At 45.7% G+C, this 19,987-nt stretch carries 17 protein-coding genes; 3 read left to right on the forward strand and 14 right to left on the reverse strand.

The genetic code is table 11. The features are described from left to right. Positions 1-52 precede the first annotated feature (52 nt). Both LZG74_RS22560 and LZG74_RS22565 read right to left on the reverse strand, forming a co-directional pair. Positions 53-607 carry a dihydrofolate reductase family protein gene (locus tag LZG74_RS22560; protein ID WP_233798751.1) on the reverse strand — a complete coding sequence of 185 codons (555 nt, stop codon included), beginning with the start codon at positions 605-607 and terminating at the stop codon, positions 53-55. A 108-nt stretch (positions 608-715) separates the two neighbouring features. Further along, positions 716-2,068 (reverse strand): hypothetical protein, encoded by a 1,353-nt coding sequence (locus LZG74_RS22565; RefSeq protein WP_233798752.1) that lies wholly within the window; start codon positions 2,066-2,068, stop codon positions 716-718. Between the two features lie 139 nt (positions 2,069-2,207). Between LZG74_RS22565 and LZG74_RS22570 the strand changes: the two genes are divergently transcribed. Continuing rightward, on the forward strand, positions 2,208-2,816 hold the full coding sequence (locus tag LZG74_RS22570; protein WP_233798753.1) for a DedA family protein: 609 nt from the start codon (positions 2,208-2,210) through the stop codon (positions 2,814-2,816). A gap of 39 nt (positions 2,817-2,855) precedes the next feature. Here the strand turns inward: LZG74_RS22570 and LZG74_RS22575 are convergent, their stop codons facing one another. From LZG74_RS22575 to LZG74_RS22630, 12 genes are all read right to left on the reverse strand, one after another. Then, on the reverse strand, positions 2,856-5,552 hold the full coding sequence (locus tag LZG74_RS22575; RefSeq protein WP_233798754.1) for a PQQ-dependent sugar dehydrogenase: 2,697 nt from the start codon (positions 5,550-5,552) through the stop codon (positions 2,856-2,858). Positions 5,553-5,657: 105 nt separating this feature from the next. Next, a complete protein-coding gene (locus LZG74_RS22580) occupies positions 5,658-7,259 on the reverse strand; it encodes a RagB/SusD family nutrient uptake outer membrane protein (RefSeq protein WP_233798755.1) in 1,602 nt (533 codons plus the stop codon). 42 nt (positions 7,260-7,301) lie between these two features. Beyond that, positions 7,302-10,799 (reverse strand): TonB-dependent receptor, encoded by a 3,498-nt coding sequence (locus tag LZG74_RS22585; protein WP_233798756.1) that lies wholly within the window; start codon positions 10,797-10,799, stop codon positions 7,302-7,304. A gap of 151 nt (positions 10,800-10,950) precedes the next feature. Further along, complete coding sequence (locus LZG74_RS22590) at positions 10,951-11,898, reverse strand: FecR family protein (protein ID WP_233798757.1); 948 nt, start codon at positions 11,896-11,898, stop codon at positions 10,951-10,953. 109 nt (positions 11,899-12,007) lie between these two features. Continuing rightward, positions 12,008-12,565 (reverse strand): RNA polymerase sigma-70 factor, encoded by a 558-nt coding sequence (locus tag LZG74_RS22595; protein WP_233798758.1) that lies wholly within the window; start codon positions 12,563-12,565, stop codon positions 12,008-12,010. Positions 12,566-12,619: 54 nt separating this feature from the next. Further along, a complete protein-coding gene (locus LZG74_RS22600) occupies positions 12,620-13,426 on the reverse strand; it encodes a DUF4198 domain-containing protein (RefSeq protein WP_233798759.1) in 807 nt (268 codons plus the stop codon). Between the two features lie 80 nt (positions 13,427-13,506). Further along, positions 13,507-13,656, reverse strand: coding sequence for a hypothetical protein (locus tag LZG74_RS22605; RefSeq protein ID WP_233798835.1), 150 nt, complete (start codon positions 13,654-13,656; stop codon positions 13,507-13,509). Beyond that, positions 13,656-14,573, reverse strand: coding sequence for a beta-1,6-N-acetylglucosaminyltransferase (locus tag LZG74_RS22610; protein ID WP_255699529.1), 918 nt, complete (start codon positions 14,571-14,573; stop codon positions 13,656-13,658). Before LZG74_RS22610 ends, LZG74_RS22605 begins: the two co-directional genes overlap by 1 nt. Positions 14,574-14,588: 15 nt before the next feature. Further along, a complete protein-coding gene (locus LZG74_RS22615) occupies positions 14,589-15,533 on the reverse strand; it encodes a phytanoyl-CoA dioxygenase family protein (RefSeq protein ID WP_233798761.1) in 945 nt (314 codons plus the stop codon). A gap of 305 nt (positions 15,534-15,838) precedes the next feature. Continuing rightward, entirely contained in the window at positions 15,839-16,267 is a 429-nt protein-coding gene (locus LZG74_RS22620) for a hypothetical protein (RefSeq protein ID WP_233798762.1), read from the reverse strand. A 78-nt stretch (positions 16,268-16,345) separates the two neighbouring features. Further along, on the reverse strand, positions 16,346-17,680 hold the full coding sequence (locus tag LZG74_RS22625) for a hypothetical protein (RefSeq protein ID WP_233798763.1): 1,335 nt from the start codon (positions 17,678-17,680) through the stop codon (positions 16,346-16,348). Positions 17,681-17,747: 67 nt separating this feature from the next. Beyond that, positions 17,748-18,158 carry a DoxX family protein gene (locus LZG74_RS22630; RefSeq protein WP_233798764.1) on the reverse strand — a complete coding sequence of 137 codons (411 nt, stop codon included), beginning with the start codon at positions 18,156-18,158 and terminating at the stop codon, positions 17,748-17,750. A gap of 50 nt (positions 18,159-18,208) precedes the next feature. On the opposite strand from LZG74_RS22630, the gene LZG74_RS22635 reads away from it, so the two are divergent. Next, on the forward strand, positions 18,209-18,616 hold the full coding sequence (locus LZG74_RS22635; protein WP_310589370.1) for a helix-turn-helix domain-containing protein: 408 nt from the start codon (positions 18,209-18,211) through the stop codon (positions 18,614-18,616). Between the two features lie 444 nt (positions 18,617-19,060). Further along, the gene (locus LZG74_RS22640) at positions 19,061-19,885 is read left to right on the forward strand and encodes a hypothetical protein (protein ID WP_233798765.1); all 825 of its coding nucleotides are present in this window, start codon (positions 19,061-19,063) and stop codon (positions 19,883-19,885) included. Positions 19,886-19,987: the final 102 nt, after the last annotated feature.

Consider the following 19,987-nt stretch of genomic DNA (forward strand, 5'->3'; position numbering starts at 1 on the left):
TTACATTGGTGCGACACCGCTGCTGGCGGCTTCTTTAAGGAATCACATTAAACTATGATTCCTTCGATGGAGCGTAGTAAAGCAATATCGCACCGCTGGCAAATGTCTGGGTTTTTGTCAATTTTAAAATAACCCCGTCGGACAGTTCTTCAAAAAGAAGCAGCCCTTTTCGTGCGACAACCGGGTGGACCATCAGCTGGAATTCGTCTACGAGGCCTAGGTTCAGCAAGCCGATGATCAGGCTGCGGCTGCCAACCAGAATATCGCGGCCGTCTTCCTCCCGGAGCGCCAGCGCTTCGGTTTCCAGATCGCGGGCAGCGACTTTTGCGCTTTTCCAATCCACATGCTGCAATGTTCTGGAAAATACAACTTTGGGGATCGCATCCATTTGCACTGCAAAATCATCCATCGATTTTTCCCCGCTCGGATGTTCTGCCAGGTCCTTCCAGAATTCCATCAGCAGATAAGTTTTCCGGCCGTACAATGCAACACCGGCGCTTTTCAGAAGCTCTCCATAATGATCGTGCACTGCTTCATCCGGGGAAACCGCCGTATGGTCGCAAAAACCATCCAGCGTCATATTGATAGCGGCGATTATCTTTCTCATACGTAAGTAGATTTGGTTAGTAAAGATTGAACAGCAGCAAAATTACCAAACCAAAGCTCCTGTAACTGTGGTCATTTCAAACATATTGAGGGGGTATTTGAGACAAATTTACTTCACCTGTATTTTTGACCAGTAGGGCTTTGATTCGCTATTATTTACAAACAGGCCATGTGCATCGTAGCTGCCGGCGGGAAGATTTGCTGGAATTGTGTATTTGCCGACACCAATTTTCAACCCTGCTATCGACCAGGTAAAGATGATGAGTTCAGGATCAAGCTCCACGATTTTTTCACCGGATATGAGACGTAAACGAGGAAGCATATCGACAGTGATCTGAGAATCGAAATAGCCATATGTGACGGGCGAGGCTTTGACGAAGAAAGACTCGCCCCTACCCACAGATACAGGGTCCAGACTGCGCATGGTAGCAAGATAAATATTGCCTTTCCAGATGGATTCGATGGCGTTGGTTTCATGGAAAGACACATGATAGCTGGCATTTCCTATGAGCCTTTCTGCTTCATAAAATGACAGCAAATATGATCCTTCGGGCAGACTGGAAGGGATGTTATCAACAGATAAAAAATTACCATCCACGATCCGCGCCGCCGCGGTTAGCGGCTTATCCAGAAAATCATTGGAAAACCGCACAGAATATTGCTGTCCGGGCACAAAGTTGTCACCATACACTTTGATCGTATCCTTATAAAGGACTTGGTATTTGTAACTCGTGCTTGGGTAAACCACAGCTTTTCCCTTGATAAACTTCACGCCCTCGAAGACCACTGGTTTTTGTCCTTGAAGCATGATCTCAACATTCGTTAAATCTCCTGTTATCAAATCCTTGCTCAAATTATCGTACAGCATTCCGGCCTGATCATTAAAGCTCGTTGTTATGGTCTGCCTGGTTTTTGTATTAAATATTTTAACCAAAGCACCAGGTTTGCCCGGAGCCGAAGGGATGCTGCCCACGTTTTTAAGATAGCGTAAGTTAAACTTTATATAGGACGGATAAACCTGGACCTCCTTATCCAGGAGCTCTATTTGGGGCGCTCCTGAAAACCTGAAATAAACTTGAATGGATAATCTTCTATTGCCTGCTTTGCGTCGTAGCTGAAATACCAGAGGTCCCGTCCCCTGATAGGCATAAAGAATCACATTCTCTGAACTTAACTTACCCAAACTGTCCTCCAAAGCAATGCTCGATTTCAGCTCCAAACGAACTTCGGCCTTCTTATTACCATACCCATCTGGCAAATCTACCAGATAACTGTTAGTAGCCGTATCAAAACTTATGGTCTTGGCTCCCACAACATCGAAGTCTTTCAGGAATTCGGCTGCGGTCAATGCTCCCGTTGGCTCGGGCTCGGGCACCGGCGGATTCTCCACAAGGTCGCTGCCCTTTTTGCAGCCTGACAGAAAGGTGATTAATACAAAAAGAAGGTAAAATGTTTGCTTCATTCGGAAGGGATCGCTGCTAGTAACAAAGTAATCCTAAGTAACTTATTTTATACTTTAAATACAATTAATTAAGGGTTTTGTATTTAAAATTGATAAATTAAAGCGTCCGACTTCCAATTAACATTGCACGCTTTCCCTTATGACTTCCCTGATTGAGAAATTTATTGATCAAGCCAGTTACATTGCCATTTTTCTTCTCATGCTCCTGGAAAATGTTTTCCCGCCTTTGCCGTCGGAAATTATCTTGTCTATCAGCGGTATAACCGCAGCTCAGGGTGAAATGAATCCGTTCTTTGCCGTTCTTTCCGCTACATCAGGCTCCCTGGCGGGAGCGGGGTTCTGGTATTGGGTTGGGAATAAAGTGGGGCATGACCGTTTGGAAAAGTGGGTTACCCGAAATGGCATGTGGATCGGTCTTTCGGACGATTCGTATCAAAAAGCGCTTCGGTTCTTCGACAGGCACTCTACTGCGGCTGTTTTTTGGGGAAGAATGGTGCCGACGTTTCGAACCTTCATTTCCATTCCGGCAGGGCTCGTCAAAATGAAACTTACAAAGTTCCTGATCTACACCTTCATCGGCACGCTCACCTGGTCGTCGCTCGTCTTTTTCATAGCCTATTATTTTGGCAATAAATACCAAAGCGCTTTTGATACGGTCGGGAAAGTTTTCAATATCATCTTTGCCGGACTGCTGCTGTTTTATGTCGTAAAAGTTATCCGGAGCTGGGTTCAGAAGAGGCGCAAGTGAACCTATCCCAGGTATCGGGAAATAATTGCCATGAACTGATCAATTTTCGAAATACATCCAATCTACATGGAAGAGCGGGCCTTTTTTATTTTCATTTTTAAAAACAAAAAACAGATCGTGAATGCCACCAGACGCTTTAACGGGCATTTCTAACTCCTTCCAATCCGTTTTCGGATCAGCGACTTTTCCTTCCGGCACTGTTAAGCTGCCCAGCAGCAAACCATCTTTCGAGCCTTGCCGCATTTCAATTGTGCCGCCAATGCCTTGTTCCAGAATGCGGAACCGGATTGCTTTAATGTGATTAAGGTCAATGGCGCTGAAACGGGTGTACTTACCGTGCGTAATGTGCGAGATGTAAGAAATGTACCCCGTGTTCTTGGTGGCAATCACCACATTCACATTGCCTTCATGGTAATCTTCCAGCTGAATCAGCGGGTTTTTGAGCACAATGTGGCTGGCGGTTTTCAGCGATTCGATCCCGTTGGCGCCTTTGTCCGCATATGAGGCCTGTAAAACGTAAGCGCCTTCACTTCCTTTTCCGATATGCTCCGTAAGCTTCATGTTATTCGAAAGGGGCGTTTTTTGAGATTCCTGCCCTATTGATAAAATATAGCCAGCAATTTCCTTCGCATTGGCTTCGGATAAATCCGCGTGCGGCGGCATCGGGTATGATCCCCAGTTACCGCTTCCGCCGGTAATGATCTTGCGGGCGAGAAGCGCATCGGCACCTTCCTTATCAGCGTATCTTTTAGCGATTTCCTTTAATGCTGGCCCGATTGATTTGGTTTCCGGTGTGTGACAGGCCTTACAGTCTAGCGAAGCGTACAATTTAGCGGTGCTCGCGTAACGGAGATCGGTTTCTCCGTCGGATGTCAGGGCACCGGCGAGGTCTTTTCCGTAGGGCAGGTAATTAAAGCTTACTTTAACACGCTGCTGATCAACATTCCCGTCTTCCTTATCGCTCACTTTTACCTGGTAGTCAAATGCTGAATTATCCCAATAAAAGCTGCGGTTTGCCTTTGTCGCTATCGTTACGTCAGGCGGCGTATTGCCTACTTTGACCTGGGTGGTTGCTGTTCCTTTGCCGCCATTCTGGTCGGACACGGTTAATACCACATTGTAAGTTCCGGGCTTACTGAATGTGTGCCTCAGTTCTTTTGACGCAACAGTTTTGTTGCCGATTTTCCAGGCATAGGAAAGCTTGTCGCCAGCGTCAAAATCTTTCGAATCATTGGCCGACAGCGCAACAGTAAGCGGGGCCGCTCCTATGGTCCTGTCGATTTTCAAAGAAGCAACCGGATTGCGGTTACCTTCCGAATATTCAACCCGGATGATACCTGAATCGGTGTTTCTTGCAAACCAGTTGGTACCATATGCGAGCAGGTAAACGGCGCCGTCCGGAGCGATTTGCATGTCCATGGGCGCCACCACTTTCAGTTGAGGCAGGAAAGGCTCCATACTTACATAATTTCCCTCCTGATCCATTGTGACAGCCATTATCCATTTCCTGATCCAATCGTAGATAAATAGCTTCCCGCTGTAATAATCGGGCAATTTGTAAGGAGCATTGGGGTAAAGATCACTGTAATACACCGGCCCGGCCATGGCGCTTGCTCCTCCTTTTTCCACCAACGGCCACTTTTTGGAAGGACCTTTACCGTACCAGATGAATGCAGGCTGTGCGGCTGGCAGCTCTTTCACTCCTGTATTATTCGGCGAATCATTGATCGGGCGTTTCGGATCTTTTCCGGGGCCTTCTTTTTTTGTTTCAAAATCATAGTCCGGGAAAACCTCGTTATCACCCAGGAAATAGGGATATCCGAAAAAGCCCGGCTTGCGTGCCTGATTGATCTCGTCGTAGCTCAGCTTCCCTTCACTGGCCGGCACTTCGGTGTCCGGGCCCACATCTCCCCAATATACATACTTGGTTTTAGGGTCCACCGACATTCTGAATGGATTTCTTACCCCCATTGCAAAAATTTCGGGCTTGCCGAGTGAACCGTCTTTCGGAAACAGATTGCCGTCAGGAATACTGTAAGTTCCATCTGCTTCCGGCTTGATGCGCAATATTTTTCCACGAAAATCATTGCTGTTAGCCGTCGATGCCTGATCGTCCGCCAGTTCTCTTCCCGGCCTTTCATCGATCGGGTTATGCCCTTCTATTTCTTCTGCATTGGTATTATCCCCTATTGACAAATACAAAAGCCCCGAAGCGTCGAATGTGAGATAACCGGCTGAATGACAGCAATACTGCCGCTGGGTCGGCACTTCCAGCAGCACCTTTTTAGATTCCTGTATCAACTTACGGTCCTTCAGTTCAAAACGGGTTAACTGACTGACGTGCCTATCGCCGCCTACACCGTAGTAGAAATATATCCAGTTGTTATTGTTAAAATCAGGGTCTGCCGCTACACCTAGCAAACCATCCTCAATGCCGCTGAAAACATTGAACTGGGAGATCGTCGAGAGTTCTCTGGTCTTGTTATCAAAGTAACGGACAGCACCTTTTCTTTCCGCAACTACAATGTCATAATTAGGCAAAATGGCCATTTCCATCGGCTCGTCTAAGCCCGAAACGACTGTCGTATAGGTAAACCGGCTCGAATCCGGTCCATTGACCGGAACGGATGGTCGGGCATCAACAACCGTGAACAACGGTTTTTCTTTCCTGGAAACAGAGGCAATGCTTAACAGGCCAATCGACAGCAGCCCGCTCAAATACAAGATTTTTTTCACTTGAAACATATTAGGTATGTAACTGATGAGTCCGATACGCTGGACTAATGTACGAATTCAGGCATACAGACTTGCCACATTTTTAGCATGGCAAGTCTGTAATTTCTAATAATTTGGATTTTGCGTGATAGAACCGCCTGACCTGTCTATCTCGATTTGCGGAACAGGAAAAATCTCGTTTTTGCCTGCTGTGAAATTTCCGCCTTTGCCATTTGACCCAGGTTTCAGCGCATAGGATTTCATGGTTGGTACCAGCGTATTCCAGCGGATAAGGTCAAACAGGCGATGGTATTCCATAGCGAGCTCCACGCGGCGTTCGTGGCGGACTGCCTTGCGCAGATCGTCGGTTGCTTTCACATCCGGCAAAGCCTTTGCGGCAATGCTGGTAACCCTTGACACGGCTTCCACATCTTTTCTCATGCTGCCCGAAGCACGCTTGCGAACCTGGTTGATATAGTCTGCGGCTTCAGCTTTGCTGCCTCCGCTTTCAATCAATGCTTCTGCGTACATGAGGAGCACATCGGCATAGCGGATCGGGTGGTAAGTCCAGGCATCATTTCCCCAACCCTGGCCACGCCGGATCTCCGGAAGATACACTTTCCTGTTGTGGTAACCTGTGTTAGGATAGGTTGAAAAATCCAGGACTTCTTTCGTTCCGTTTACTTTTGGAAATACATCGCCCGGCTGGATTACGGTAAAGAGTAAACGCGGATCACCCGGTTCAAATTCTTTTACCAGGTCCTGCGTAGGCATATCAAAGCCCCAGCCGCCGGTTGCTCCGCGAGGCGAACAATATACGGGTGTTGTGCTTCCGTTGATGGGTATGGCAGGATCGTCTCCCATTATAATGGAAAACACGGCTTCCTTGGTCTTGTAGCCATGTTCAAGAAAAATTTCCTGGAATTGTGGATGCAATGCGAATGCTTTGGAGTCGATCACTTTCTTGGCTGCATCGCGGGCTTTTGCATATAATGCAGTGTCGTCTTTCGCGAAAAACAAATAACTGCGCGCCAGCAACGCGAGCGCAGCTTCCTTCGTCGCTCTACCGATCTCGCCTGGCTGAATGCTCGTGGCAGAGAGCATGGCAGGGTCACTGCTAATTGCCAGCAGTTCCGATTCGATAAATGCAAATATCTCTTTACTCGAAGCACGGTTCAGCTTTGTGCGGTCATCCACTGTAAGCGTTTTTGTCACCAAAGGCACGCCCCCGAAAACTTCGGCAAGCTCGAAGTAAAACATCGCTCTCAAAAAGCGGATTTCGTCCAGGTAGCGGTTTTTCAGGGTCTCATCCAGCGGCGCTCCGCTGGCATCGATCAGATCCGCTTCGGGCAATTTTTCCAGTGCAACATTGCAATTACCTATAGCATTGTAACGTGCTGTCCAGTAACCCGTAAGCGTTTCATTGGATGCGATCGCGCGGCCGAAGCCCAGGTCGGTTACGAACGGACGGTCACCTGCATCCGAGCCGCCTTTGTCGCTGTCGTCGGTGGTCATATTCCCCAATTCTGCACGTGCAGCCTCGTAACCCCAGAAATCGTAAAATCCACGGTAACAGGTTATCAGTGATTTGAAACCTGCATCAGGTGATTTGTAAAATGTTTCGTCGGTCAGGTTGCCCGGAGGGGTACGGTCTAAGAACTCATCGGAGCAGGATGTGCCGGTCATTACCAGGCACCAAACAAGCATAATGAATGATAATTTTTTCATATTTCTATTCCTGTTTAAGAATATATTCGAGAGTGGATCTATTTAAAATTTCGCATTGATACCAAACATCCAGGTGCGAGCCTGAGGGAAATATCCCTGGTCGATACCCATTAACTTAGGATCTGTCGATCCCATTTCAGGATCAAGTCCGCTGTATTTGGTAATGGTAAAAAGGTTTTGGGCGCCTACATACAACCTCACCTGCTTGGTCTTAACCTTTTGTAATAGCCCTGCCGGAAGGCTGTAACCCAGCTGTAAGTTTTTCATCCGCATGTAAGATCCGTCTTCCACAAAATAAGAGGACACATTCGTGTTAAGACCTGCATTCTGCGAAATCTTATAGTATTCATTGGTACTACCCGGGCCATTCCAAGCTTTTTCAAGAAAGCCTTTCGGAGCATTGTACCAGCCTGTTCCGGCCTCGGTGTCGTAACGCAGAATGTTCATGACGTCATTTCCCTGCGAGCCCTGGATGAATGCACTCAGGTCGAATCCTTTGTAAGCTGCATTCAGCGTAAATCCATAAATGAAATCCGGCCACGGGTTCCCGATTTTGGTGCGGTCGTCTGCATTGAGGATATTGTCACCATTGATGTTGCGGAAACGGATGTCGCCGGGGGAAGAAAGCCCTTTTTGCGGACTTGCATTCACCTCGTCCTGTGTCTGGAAAATCCCGTCTGTCAGCCAGCCCAGGTAATAACCCACTGGCATGCCTTCTTCTGTTTTGCTGATCGTTTCGCCCAGGTGGGCTGTGGAATAGATCGGCTCTCCGCCGCCCAGTGTCGTTACTTTGTTGGTAAAAGTCGAGAAAGTTGCCTTAATGCCATACTGGAAATCACCAACCGCATTGTCGTATCCAACTGCAAATTCCCAGCCTTTATTCACCATCTTTCCTGCATTCGACCAGGGTGAGTTCGGATATCCAAGCGTGGTCGGCAATGGGACGATAAGGAGCATGTTATCGATTGCCTTATTGAAATAATCAGCAGTGAAATTGATTTTACCATCAAGAAATGCAAGATCAAGACCCAGGTCAGTCTGCGTAGAGGTTTCCCATTGCAGCATAGCATTCCCAATGCTGCTCCGGCCAGCACCCAGGTAAGCGGTTGTATTGTTACCAAAGAGATAGCGGCCGTTGTTTCCATATGTCGAAAGATAGGCGCCGTTAGAAACATTTTGATTTCCAATCATACCATAGCTCGCCCGCAGCTTTCCGCTCGTCAGCCATTTCGGAGCGGCGTCTTTGATAAAGCTCTCCTGCGTGAAATTCCATGCGGCGGAAACGGAAGGGAAAGTCCCCCAGCGGTAATCTTTCGCAAAACGTGAAGTTCCGTCACGGCGTACATTGGCGGTCACAACGTAACGACCTCCATATGAATAGCTAACCCTTCCGAAGAATGAATTCAGCGCATTGGAATACGTGTAACCTGAGGCAGCCGGATTGATCGTTGCGGAGTTGATGATCCGCATATCCGGGTCGTTGTTAACTACGCCTTGCTTGGAAGCACCGTATTCGAGTCCTTTTGTCTGCTCTGCGGATGTACCCACCAGCGCATTAACCCGGTGCTGTCCCCATATCTGATCAAAAGCCAGCGTATTTTCCCAGACAAAGTAATTGGACCAATACGAATAGTTGCTCACCGTATTGTATGTGCTGTAATCATATCCGTTGAGATAATACTGCGGCGTAAATCCGTTCGACAATGCACGGTTAATGTCGAGGCCGAAATTACTCCTGAATTTGAGCGGCTCGATGATTTTCACTTCCAGATTCGCGCCGCCCTTCAGACTGATCCCTTCCCAGATACTCTGACGCATTCTTTCGATCTGACCAACTGGGTTGGGCTTGTTTGAGTAAAGTACACCTGCATATTTTGAAAAAGGATTGCTCGCATCGTAATTCTGCATGATCGTCTGGTAAAAAGCAGGGACATTGGTAAGGTTATCCCTGTAAACAGGCGTGATCGGATCGGCGGTCATGGCGCTGAAAATGGTCCCTGAAAAAGGATTGTTCTCATCAATGTTCCGGCGGCTTTCGTACACAACAGCAATATTGCTTCCCAGCCGCACGCGTTCATTGATATCAGCATTTACATTGTTTCGCCACGAAATACGGCGGTAGTCGGAGCCGCGCACAATGCCTTTTTGATCCATATAACCTACCGATGAGGCAAAATCCACTTTCCTGCTTCCGCCCGATACCGTAATGTTATAGCTCTGCACCGGCGCGTTTTTCTGCGTGATGTATTTCCACCAGTCGGTGCCTTCCGGGCCTGTGTTGGCGCGTACAAATGCCAAAGCCTCGTCTTTCATCGCCGGGGAAATCGGAAGATTTACACCCACGGCCTCAGCAGCGCGGTTTTTGTATGTGATAAACTCCTCTGCATTAAGCATCTTGGGACGCTTCCAGGGCGATTGCAGCCCGTAATAGCTGTCAAAAGAAACATTAACGGATTCGGATTTGCTGCCTCTTTTGGTCGTGATAATCACCAGGCCATTGGATGCACGAGATCCGTAAATAGCAGCAGCAGAAGCATCCTTGTGAATGTCCATCGTTTCGATGTCATTGGGATTAAGCCAGCCGATCCCGCTTTGCGGAAGGCCGTCGACAATGTACAAGGGCTCATTTGAATTATTGATCGAACCGATTCCGCGGATCCTCACCACACCGGCAGACCCCGGACTGCCGCTGCTTTGCGTCACCATTACCCCGGCTGCTTTTCCCTGCAATGCATCGGATGCGGTGCGAAGGGGCATATTCTGGATTTCGCTTCCGCCTACCGATGACACCGCGCCGGTAATATCTTTTTTGGAAACAGACCCGTAGCCCACCACAACCACTTCCGAAAGTGCTTTCGAATCCGCCGACAGCTTCATATCCATGACCGATCTGCCTTCCACGGGAAGTTCCGAGGAAAGGTAGCCGATGAAAGAAAACACAAGCGTTCCGTCCTCAGGAACATTGGACAGCGTGTAATGACCTGTGTTATCGGTCGTTGTGCCGTTGCTTGTATTCTTGATAATGATGCTCGCTCCCGGCAATGGCTCGCCTGTGACCGCATCAGCAACAACGCCCGACACTGTCAATGCTGCCAAATCGGCTCTGGTACCGCGTGCGGAAGCCAGTGCATTGGATTGGGAATGCTGAATGCGCGAAGTCTTCTGATCCTTTTCCGATTGCTGCCCTTCCCTGTCTTCGATTTCTTCTTTGGTGTAAATTACATAGAAGTTGTCTCTCAATTTCCGGAAGGCCAGCTTGTTCGGTTCCAGAATCCTTTTCAGGTAAGATTCGAGGGATGAAGCTTTTCCCGAGTCCTTAATTGTAATACCGGCTACGTACCCGGAATTGTACAGAAAAGAAACATTGAATTGCTTTTCCAAGTCCCTCAGTTTACTTTCCAGCGTGACGGCTTGCTCCGGGTTACTTTTTGGAGCATTGACATTGTCCACGCGCGAGAGCGCAACGGACTGCGCGGTTACTTGCGGCAGGAAGCAACTGCAAAGCGCAAAAAGTTTGAGTGTAATAATTAATCGTTTCATAGGCAAAGGCTGTAAAAGGGTTTGTTTTAAGTAAGGAATCTGTTCAATCACAAGCATATAATTCTGCGTTGTGAATGTATAGTAACATTTCCTCCACCCTACCGCCATTTCAGCGTGAAATTTTTAAAAAATAAGTCAGGTAACGGCCCTCTTATCTTTTCCGATCTGTAATTGTCAATTCTTTTCCGTTCCGGGCTATGATAACGCCCGACGCTTCGGCGATGCCCTGGATCAGGATTTCAATGTTGTCTGTCGGCACCGAGCCGGTGATTTTCCGGGTAAGCAATTCGGGTGTCTCCGCTTGTATTTTGAAGTCGTAAGTGTCTTCCAGGATCAGCGACACTTCTTGCAGGGTAGTATTATTAAAAATCAGCTTATGCTCCTTCCAGGCTGAATATACGGACGTTTCCACGCTTTCCCGGACATAGTCGGAAGGATTACCGGCGAATTTCACCATTTCCCCTGGCTTCATAATCAGCGTTTCATTTTCCTCATCATTCAAATTGCACTGCACTTTACCCTGGTCGAGGACAATGCGCGTTCCACTTTTTCGGTTGGCTACGGTAAACTGTGTTCCCAGGACATCCAGGCTGAAATCTTCCCCGGTACGGACCCGGAATTTCCGGTTGTCTTTGGTATGGATTACTTTGAAATAGGCTTCGCCTTTCAGGTTAATTTCGCGAAGCTGTTCGTTCTCCCAATTTGAGCGATAGGTAATTTCTGAGTTCCCATTCAGCGTCACTTCCGAACCATCGGGCAGCTTTACGGTGCGCACCTCGCCGTAACCCGTTTGTTCCCTGATCATTCCAGTCAGGCTGAAATAATAGTATAAACCTGCACCTGCCATAACAACAAGCAGAATAGAAGCTGCAACCCGCAGCATCCTTGTAAATAATGTTCGTCTGCGCGATCGGATCGGGTGCAGATTTTCCTGTTCTAATGCAGTTTGGATTTTTTCAAACATTTTCGCTTCCAGGGCAGGCAATGCCCTTTCCGACAGGCGTTCTGTGAAATCGGGCTGGCTTTCGTAGGTCATATACCATGCTTCCAGCTCCGCCTGTTCTTCGTCAGAAGCTATCCCTACTCCCTGTCTTTCCAATAAATATTGTAACCGCTCCCTATTCATTGATGATCAAACTTCTCTAATAGTTGTTAGTAACATTCAAGCCTGACTTCCGTCATTTAATCCCTGCTTTTTTTAGCATAACCTACTCAAACCCGCTCTCTGCCAGCAAGATGAGGATCAATATGAAATCTTTCAAACTCGCCCGGATGATCTTGATCGCCTTGCCCATCTGCTTTTCCACGGTATCCACGGGAATATTTAATTGCAATGAAATTTCTTTATAGCTCAGGTTTTCACGACGGCTGAGCTGATATACTTTCTTGATCTTTTCGGGCAGATTTTCGATGCTTCTGGCCAATGCGCCGGCAAGCTCGTCGTAGTACAGGCTGTCTTCAATGTAATTTTTCTCAATCTCCTGGGTGTTAGTGAGATGGTCCAGATACGCACTACGGATTTTTCTGGAGCGGATGAGGTTGTATATACGGTAGCGAAGTGCGCCGAAGAGATAGGCTTCCATTGACACCGTAATGATAAGCGTTTCCCGTTTCTCCCAGATGTCGATAAAGATCTCCTGGATAATTTCTTCGCATTCCTCTCTTAACAGCAAGCGTTTGTAAGCCGAATCGAACAATCGCCGCCAATACTTTTTATAAAGCTCGGCAAAAGCATTCCTGTCGCCCTGCCGCAAACGGTAAAGCAAATCTTCTTCTGGCCGGTGAGGGTTGTCTGGATCGATGATGCAGGTGATATCTCTTTATTCCTGAAAGCCAAATGTATAGCTTCCCCAGTAGCTTTGCCAGTCGGCTTGCTTCGGGTCGTTGCTGGGAACCATGTGCACGGTGCTAATCATCCATTTTCCATTTTGATCTATTGAAAAACTTGCATTGCCGTCTTTGTCACTTCTAATGGATTCATGCGTGGTTTTTCCTTTCACCTTATGCCAGGCCAGCACCAGTGCATTCCGCAATGGCTTGTTACCAAAGAGCACCTTAAAAGTGACCGAACCTTTTGTTGACTGCGCATAAGGGTGTTTGGCAGGGATGATTTCAAGCTGCATGCCCGTGTTGATGGCGTAAGTTTCATCGGTTGGTTTTCCTACCTGGATCAATGTCTTCACGCACCGCTGATACATTTCCCTTCCCGCTTTCAAAGTATCATTTCGTTGCTGCCGAAGCTTCGCGACGTGATCCAGACCTTCGGTACGGAGATAATCATTGAATTGCAAGGCTTCGAGCTCGATGAATTTGCTGGTGTTATTGAAGGCGATCAGGTGACTGCCTTCCGTAGAAAAGCTTAAATCGAGACTACTCAGACTATCCCCATATACCTGACTGCGGATATCCTCCTTCTTACCCTGAGCGAAATGGTCCAGCTTAACAATCTTATATTTATGCCCGTTCGAATGTTCCCCCGTGTAGTCTTCCCCCACCATCAGGTCAATGCGGACTTTTTCATTCTTTTCGAGCCAGAATTTCACAGGCTCCAGCCAGAATTCATGTGCAAATGCAAGCGAGCAAAAAAGCAGTAAGCTGCTTAGGGGAAGGAGTTTCTTGATCTTCATATAAATTTGTATAAACCATAAAATAACAACAAAAAGCCCGAAGGAATCTTTATTCCTCCGGGCTTTTTTGTTGAAATAAGCTAAACAGTAGGCTTCCAGCCGTTCTCATACTCTCGGGACCACAGCTTTTGCGCATCCTTATCTCCGATAATGTGACCATTTTGCGGGTCTATTTTCAGATCCCGGCCTACGCGCCAGGCAATGTTGCCGAGCTGCCTTACGGGCTTCACTAAGCAAATTTCCTATCCAGAAAATCCAGGATTTCAGTTTCGAAGTCGCAGTCAAACTTACGGGCTAGCAAATCTCCGGATTGCAATAAGTTATCAATATCGCTCATATTAAGCGGGACCGGATATAATTCAGATGCGCGTTTCCAATGGCAAAATGTAAAATTGTTATTGATAATGGGCCCGCGTTCTTCTTCATTGGCATTTAACAAAAGTGTATGAAAGAAGTGCTCTTCTGCGAGGCATGTGCTTTTAAAATAAGCGGTATAATCCGGTTCTGCATTTATACGTTCTATCAAAAACCTAACCGCCTTTTTAGTAAATCTCATCCAGTTCGACCCAAAGTAAAGTTGCCTGTCCCCTGGAATAATCCTTGGAAGAGGATATTTCCCCGATATATTCAGGACTTCATTAATGAGTCTTTTGGATAAGGCTTTGCTGGAATAGGGATAAACAATTTTCTTTTTAAGGGGAAGCTTTACATGATATTTTGTGACGCGATCCGAAACATGCGGATTTAATTCAGAAGTCACTGGCACGTGTTGAACAAAACTCGATTCCCGGTGACTATGTAGGAAATTAATCAGATCAGCATTATTGCAAAGTAAATAATCCTGACCACTTAATATGATTAAATGATCATATCCATATCCACTGTCATCTATGGCTTTGATTCCTTCAATATTTGCCTGCACAAACGGAAACCAACCCCAGTCCCCATTGAATCTATTTTTGATAAAATACACCTTTTCCAGTCCCGAAAGCTCTTTGACAAAATGAGCTGCATCTGCTTTTGCATCCACATGTATCCAGAATGCACTTCCCTCAAATTGAAGCCGTTCAATAAGCCTGCGCACTTGTTTTGGTAGCTTGTGCACCAATAGTAAATATGCAACCTTGTAGCTTTGGCAGGTAACCATATCCTGTTACAAGTTTCATCTATTGATCATTTTCCTGGCCCATTGCCGGAAGTTGGCGGGGATCAGCTTTCGCATAATTCCTTCCGGCAAATACAGTTTGTAGGAGTAGCCAACGTATTTAATCGGGGTTCCTAAATAATTGCTCTGAACCTCTTTCCCGGTTGATATATCCATGACCTTTTGTATTGAAATCCTTTCCAAAGCCATGTCTGTTTTCATCGGCCTGTAATAGGCGCAATTTTCAAAATAGAAGTGATTTACCTGCGTATATCTTGTCGAGCCCGGCACCGTAATTTTTTCTCCTCCATGCAGCAGGTTTGCCGACCAGATTAATGCCTGGCCTTTCTTTAAATTCAGCACTTTTTTTTCTAAATGTTTCTGCACCACCAGCTGCTCAATGAAGTCTTCATAACGTGCATAATAATTGGCAAGCATATCCTCAATGGATTCGCTGGTTGAACCTTTAATCCCTAAAATGGAGAGGTCATAAAAAGGCAACCGATGGCTTGCGGGATAATAGTGAAGCGGCCCGTTTCCATCATGAACATCCTCCAAAGCTACCCACACACCGGCAAGATAACGCTCCGGAACAGAATTGAAGTGAATTGAATCACTATGCGTCCGCTGCTGACTTCCCGTTGAAAAGTTGAGCGTTTGAAATGGAATAGGTCTTCGTCCGTACAGTATCTGTAATATTTCTAAAACCCGGGGAGCAGTTGCGATTTTTTTGACTGCGTCATGATCTTTCCAGGAATCCTGGAGGCGGTTTGTATTTTGTGTTGCAAAGTCGGGTTTTACCTGATCAATGGCCCGATCTATTAAAGCATCGTCGATCTGCGGGTCGATAATTACATAACCATATTCGGAGTAGAAACGGATCATTTCCTTCGTTTCTTTATCAAAATCTGCCCTAGCGAGCTCTGCCTCAAAAAAGGGGGATTCCACCCAAGGAATTTGCATTTGTAAAGAGGACATATGATTATGTAGAAAAAGTGTTTCTTAGTTCCGACTATTTAGTTACCGTTAATGAATCTAAACTTCTTTCCGGCAAAAGCCCCGGGACTATTCTACTATAAATCGTTTTGCAATCTCTCAGATCTGATCAAATGTATTATCAAATATATTTATTGTATCTTATGGTTACCAGAAAATATTTATAAATAATTCAAATTTACCGTTAAGTAAATTTATTTTAATTTATTAAATGTAATGTTTGGTTTTTATTTAAAATATGGGGTGCTAAGCACGAAATAACTAAGCCTCTTTTACTGCCGGATAAATTTAAGCTTCATATTTACAGGCTTACAATAGGTCAGGATCATTTCATCTCCTGTTTGCTCAATATCCCATGTGGCGCAGCCTATACAATCAACAGTCATACAAACATTATTGACCGGTAATTCTGCCTTCGGTTTTACTTCAAACAGCACGCCATTCACATAGTATGCATCCGGTGGGCAGCATATAGGCAAACCTTTTCCATCGAGTACCACTCCATCGAACCTGAAACTGATATAAGTCGGTTCGCCATCGACAGGGATCCAAACTTTTTTCCCATCGACCGTTTTCTCGTAAGCGGTCTGTTTCCAGGTGTCCGCAATGGTTGCAATTTCAGGTTGTGGTTCGGGATCATCCTCTTTACACGCAACCAAAGTAAGGGAGATCATCAGGGCAAAGAATAGCTTTTTCATCATGTATGGGCTTTTCTTTAAGGATGCGGTTTGGGCCTTTTTGGTTGGAACACCTGTAAGGTGGTTGGGCAGATTAGTTAGTTATTTTACACCCACTTCAACATTGGTTTTCGAGGTGCCATGGTCAACCATAATTCGGTAAGTGTTATGAGCCGGAAGCATCAGCTTCTGCTGTTTCTGGCCGGACATTGGGAATTGGAGGATCGGGACGGCTTGTTTTTGCTCCGCATCCAACTCACTTTTAATGTAAACCTGAAATAGGTCTCCGGCTTTATAATTTGTTTTGGAAAGGTTTACCGTGATTTCTTTTTGATAACCTGTCGCCAACCAGTCGGCATACCCGTTCGTATATTTTGTTCTTGGAAAAACAATCTGTAGATCGATCTGTTCCTGCCGGTAATTGGCAATAAATGCACCTTGCGTATTCTTATCGAGGATTATCGATGGCGTTGTGATCTTAAATTGTTTGTGTGCGGCGCTGTAAAACTTGTTTTCCTGATCTTCGGTAAACCGTTCGCTCATGCCAACCAGGTCAATCGATAGCGGATCAATGCCAGAAACGTTTTTAAATTGTTCTGCCATTTTAATCCATCCATCATCCGACTTTTTTACAATATGTGCATATCCTGCTGCCACCAGGATCTTGGCTTTGGGGTTGTTTTTCATGAAATTGAAAAGGTTATCGGCCGAGACTTTCTCCCGCTGATTCGCGCAAACGAATGGCTCGGTAGATTCGCAGGCGGCAGTGTCATTATCATAAGCGGCAATTGTAAAACCAAGCTTTTTGGCCTCTCTCAGCATTTCTCCAAAGGCAGGCTCCCGGGTGTAAGTGCCAGTATTCTGGATGGGATATCCCCGCTCATTCAGCTGCGGGTCCTGATTCTCGAAATATGCTTCTACAAACAAAGTCCGAAATCCAAGGTCATAAAAATCTTTCAGTAAAGCGCGGATGAAGGCGCGGTGATGCGGACGATGGTGCGCTTCATTGAACATAACGACCTGCCTGTCGGCGCTCCTTTTTTTAATGACCGCATTGGCGGGCTCTATCACAAAGTTCTCAGCGAACGAATAGCTTTCCGGCTGTTTCTTTGAACTTAGCTGCGCCTCATATTGCAGTGCTCCCTTTATATCACCAGCATATGATAAATAAGTCATCATCACTTGATTAAACATACTTTTCTCCATCGGATCACTGTATGCACTTTCATATCGAAGAAGCATATCCACCGCCTGTTTATAACCATGCACGCCAATCACGGAATCCGCAAAGCTGAATAGCTCATAAGCCTTAGGGACCTGACCTGAATCTAATGTTGATTGGAAAGTAACTGGCGCTTTTTCAATGTTGGGCTTATTTTTTAATATAAAAGAGAAATTCGCCAGGCACAAACAGATAATGTATACAGTAGATTTCATATAGCGTTTATTTATATATTTAAGAACGAATAAATATATAAATAAAACCTTTAAACCAATGCAATTGTCACAGCGAGGCTATTGCAGATATTTTATGTTTCCAGAGAAATAACACCCCCGCAGCTACCAACATTACCACGAAATTGATCCCAAGTTGCGACGTTTCTCCTCTTGATACATGGAAAATAATTGCGCTGATCATCAACAGGATAATGCCGTAGCAGGTGTAAATGGTCAGGGCTGGCCATAGGCCTAGTAACCGCGGTAAGATGATGCCGACTCCTGCCAGGGTGTCCGCGATTCCTGCAATTACTACAAGCATTGGGTTGTCTGCTGTCCAGGGCCACATCTTAGAGAGTTGCTCAGCGGGTGTAAAAAGCTTGACATACCCGGCCCATAAGAAAGTTGCGGCTAAAAGGGCCTGCAACGACCATAGCAATGTGTTAAGGCTCCTAACTTTAAGTTGATTTTTTTCCATTTTGTTTTGCTGTAAATCCAAAAGCAAAACTATTTACCTTTACTTTCCATTTGACAGCGCTTCCTGATTGGATAGCACTATCCAATCAGGAAGTAACGGGAAGTAAACATAAAAACAGGATGTTAACCAATGGCGGCTGCCCCAAAACGGCACTTTCTATCAAGGATGCTCTCGAAGCCCTCGAAGGACGATGGAAATTACTTATCCTTTTCTCACTATCCGGCGGAAGCAAGCGTTTCAAGCAGATCTCGCGGGAAGTGCCGGGCATTACAGATAAGACATTATCCAAAGAGCTGAAAAACCTGGAAGGCAATAAGCTGATCACCAGAAACGTCTACGACACATTCCCGCCCACTGTTGAATATGCCATCACAGATCACGGCAGATCGCTTGAAAATGTATTGGAAGGTTTGCATTACTGGGGTTTAAAGCACCGCGCTATGGTGATAGAAGAATAAGCTGCCGCCATACAAAGTTATTGTACACAAGCAACGTTTTAATTCTCATAATGGGTCTAAGGAATACAGAGCAAACCAACATGCCTGATGCACCTTACTACTCCCGCTATTTCTATGGTATCAGGCCGACGGTCCAGTCCATGGAATACTTATAAAATTGTTTGTGTCCTATGGTTATTGATCATTGCGACCACTTTCCCCAAATACCTGGAAATCCTCACAGATCCTGCTCCTTCAACTACGTATGCCTATTATTTTGAGAAGATAAAGCATCCTTTCTCTGTGATAAGATCGGTAAATGAGAAGGATCATGCTTCAAAATTAGCGTTCAGGCTCACGGTGCCGCTCCTTGCGAAAGGTTTTGGCATTGCCGCCGATGGACCTGGCAAGGACATAGTCTGGCTTTACATTTTTCAATCCCTGCTGCTTTATCCGTTTCTCGTTATGTTAGCCGAGCTTGTATTCCGGTTTACCGATGAATTGCAGGGATGGATCTTCGTAATTGCATGCTCATTTACTTACCTCTGCAAAGCCTTTTTCTGGGATTATGATTTTTGGTTTGATGGCTATGCCTATTTTTTCATGCTGGCGGGCCTTTATTGCCGCAATCCGTATTTGGTTTTTGTGATGTTAAATCTGGCTTGCTGGACAGATGAGCGGGCTGTGATAGCATTACCCGGCATACTCTTGTTCCACCTGCTGCAAGAAGCCGGATTTGAAATACCGAAAAAACTGGGTGATCTTTTCAAGGATATCCGCAGCCTCAGGCCTATTGCCACATTAGCTGCCGGAATCGTCTATATTGTAATTCGCCTTTTCGTTTCAGGCTATTTAAGTCTGAGCACTCCATATGGACAGGAAGCCGGTGTTAGTCTGGTTTTAATACCCTATCAATTGGCGCACAGATTAATCGGAGTGTTCCTGACATTTGAAGGCCTTTGGATAGTGGTTTGCTTTACAATTTATTTTTTAATTAAAGCAAAAAACACAATTGCTTTCGCCATAATTTTTTTACTATTATCACAAATAATCGTGGCTTATAGCGTGTTCGATATTACTAGAAGCCTGACTTATTCATTTCCATTAATAATTGTATGCTTCCTAATATTTACTAAATGCAATTTTGGTGAAAACATAAATAGTTTAACCATCGCGAGCGCATTATGCCTGTTTACACCAACCCAATTTCTAATTTTTTTCCCAAGACAAATCCCAATGACCGTTTTTTCCTGTCATGAATTGCTTACAATCCTGAGAAGCACTTTATAACAATTGATTTAGATTAATAATTGAATACATTATCCCTGGTAAGGCATGCTGCATTACTGTCCAAACATGAATAGTATCGGATGAATTGATTTCAATTGAATA

The organism is Dyadobacter sp. CY327, assembly GCF_021390415.1.
GTDB classification, from domain to species: Bacteria; Bacteroidota; Bacteroidia; order Cytophagales; family Spirosomataceae; genus Dyadobacter; species Dyadobacter chenhuakuii.

Coding starts and splice junctions, on each gene's coding strand:
- LZG74_RS22560 (WP_233798751.1), bottom strand. CDS start 607: ATGAGAAAGATAATCGCCGCTATCAATATGACGCTGGATGGTTTTTGC.
- LZG74_RS22565 (WP_233798752.1), bottom strand. CDS start 2,068: ATGAAGCAAACATTTTACCTTCTTTTTGTATTAATCACCTTTCTGTCA.
- LZG74_RS22570 (WP_233798753.1), top strand. CDS start 2,208: ATGACTTCCCTGATTGAGAAATTTATTGATCAAGCCAGTTACATTGCC.
- LZG74_RS22580 (WP_233798755.1), bottom strand. CDS start 7,259: ATGAAAAAATTATCATTCATTATGCTTGTTTGGTGCCTGGTAATGACC.
- LZG74_RS22585 (WP_233798756.1), bottom strand. CDS start 10,799: ATGAAACGATTAATTATTACACTCAAACTTTTTGCGCTTTGCAGTTGC.
- LZG74_RS22600 (WP_233798759.1), bottom strand. CDS start 13,426: ATGAAGATCAAGAAACTCCTTCCCCTAAGCAGCTTACTGCTTTTTTGC.
- LZG74_RS22610 (WP_255699529.1), bottom strand. CDS start 14,573: ATGGTTACCTGCCAAAGCTACAAGGTTGCATATTTACTATTGGTGCAC.
- LZG74_RS22615 (WP_233798761.1), bottom strand. CDS start 15,533: ATGCAAATTCCTTGGGTGGAATCCCCCTTTTTTGAGGCAGAGCTCGCT.
- LZG74_RS22620 (WP_233798762.1), bottom strand. CDS start 16,267: ATGATGAAAAAGCTATTCTTTGCCCTGATGATCTCCCTTACTTTGGTT.
- LZG74_RS22625 (WP_233798763.1), bottom strand. CDS start 17,680: ATGAAATCTACTGTATACATTATCTGTTTGTGCCTGGCGAATTTCTCT.
- LZG74_RS22630 (WP_233798764.1), bottom strand. CDS start 18,158: ATGGAAAAAAATCAACTTAAAGTTAGGAGCCTTAACACATTGCTATGG.
- LZG74_RS22640 (WP_233798765.1), top strand. CDS start 19,061: ATGTTAGCCGAGCTTGTATTCCGGTTTACCGATGAATTGCAGGGATGG.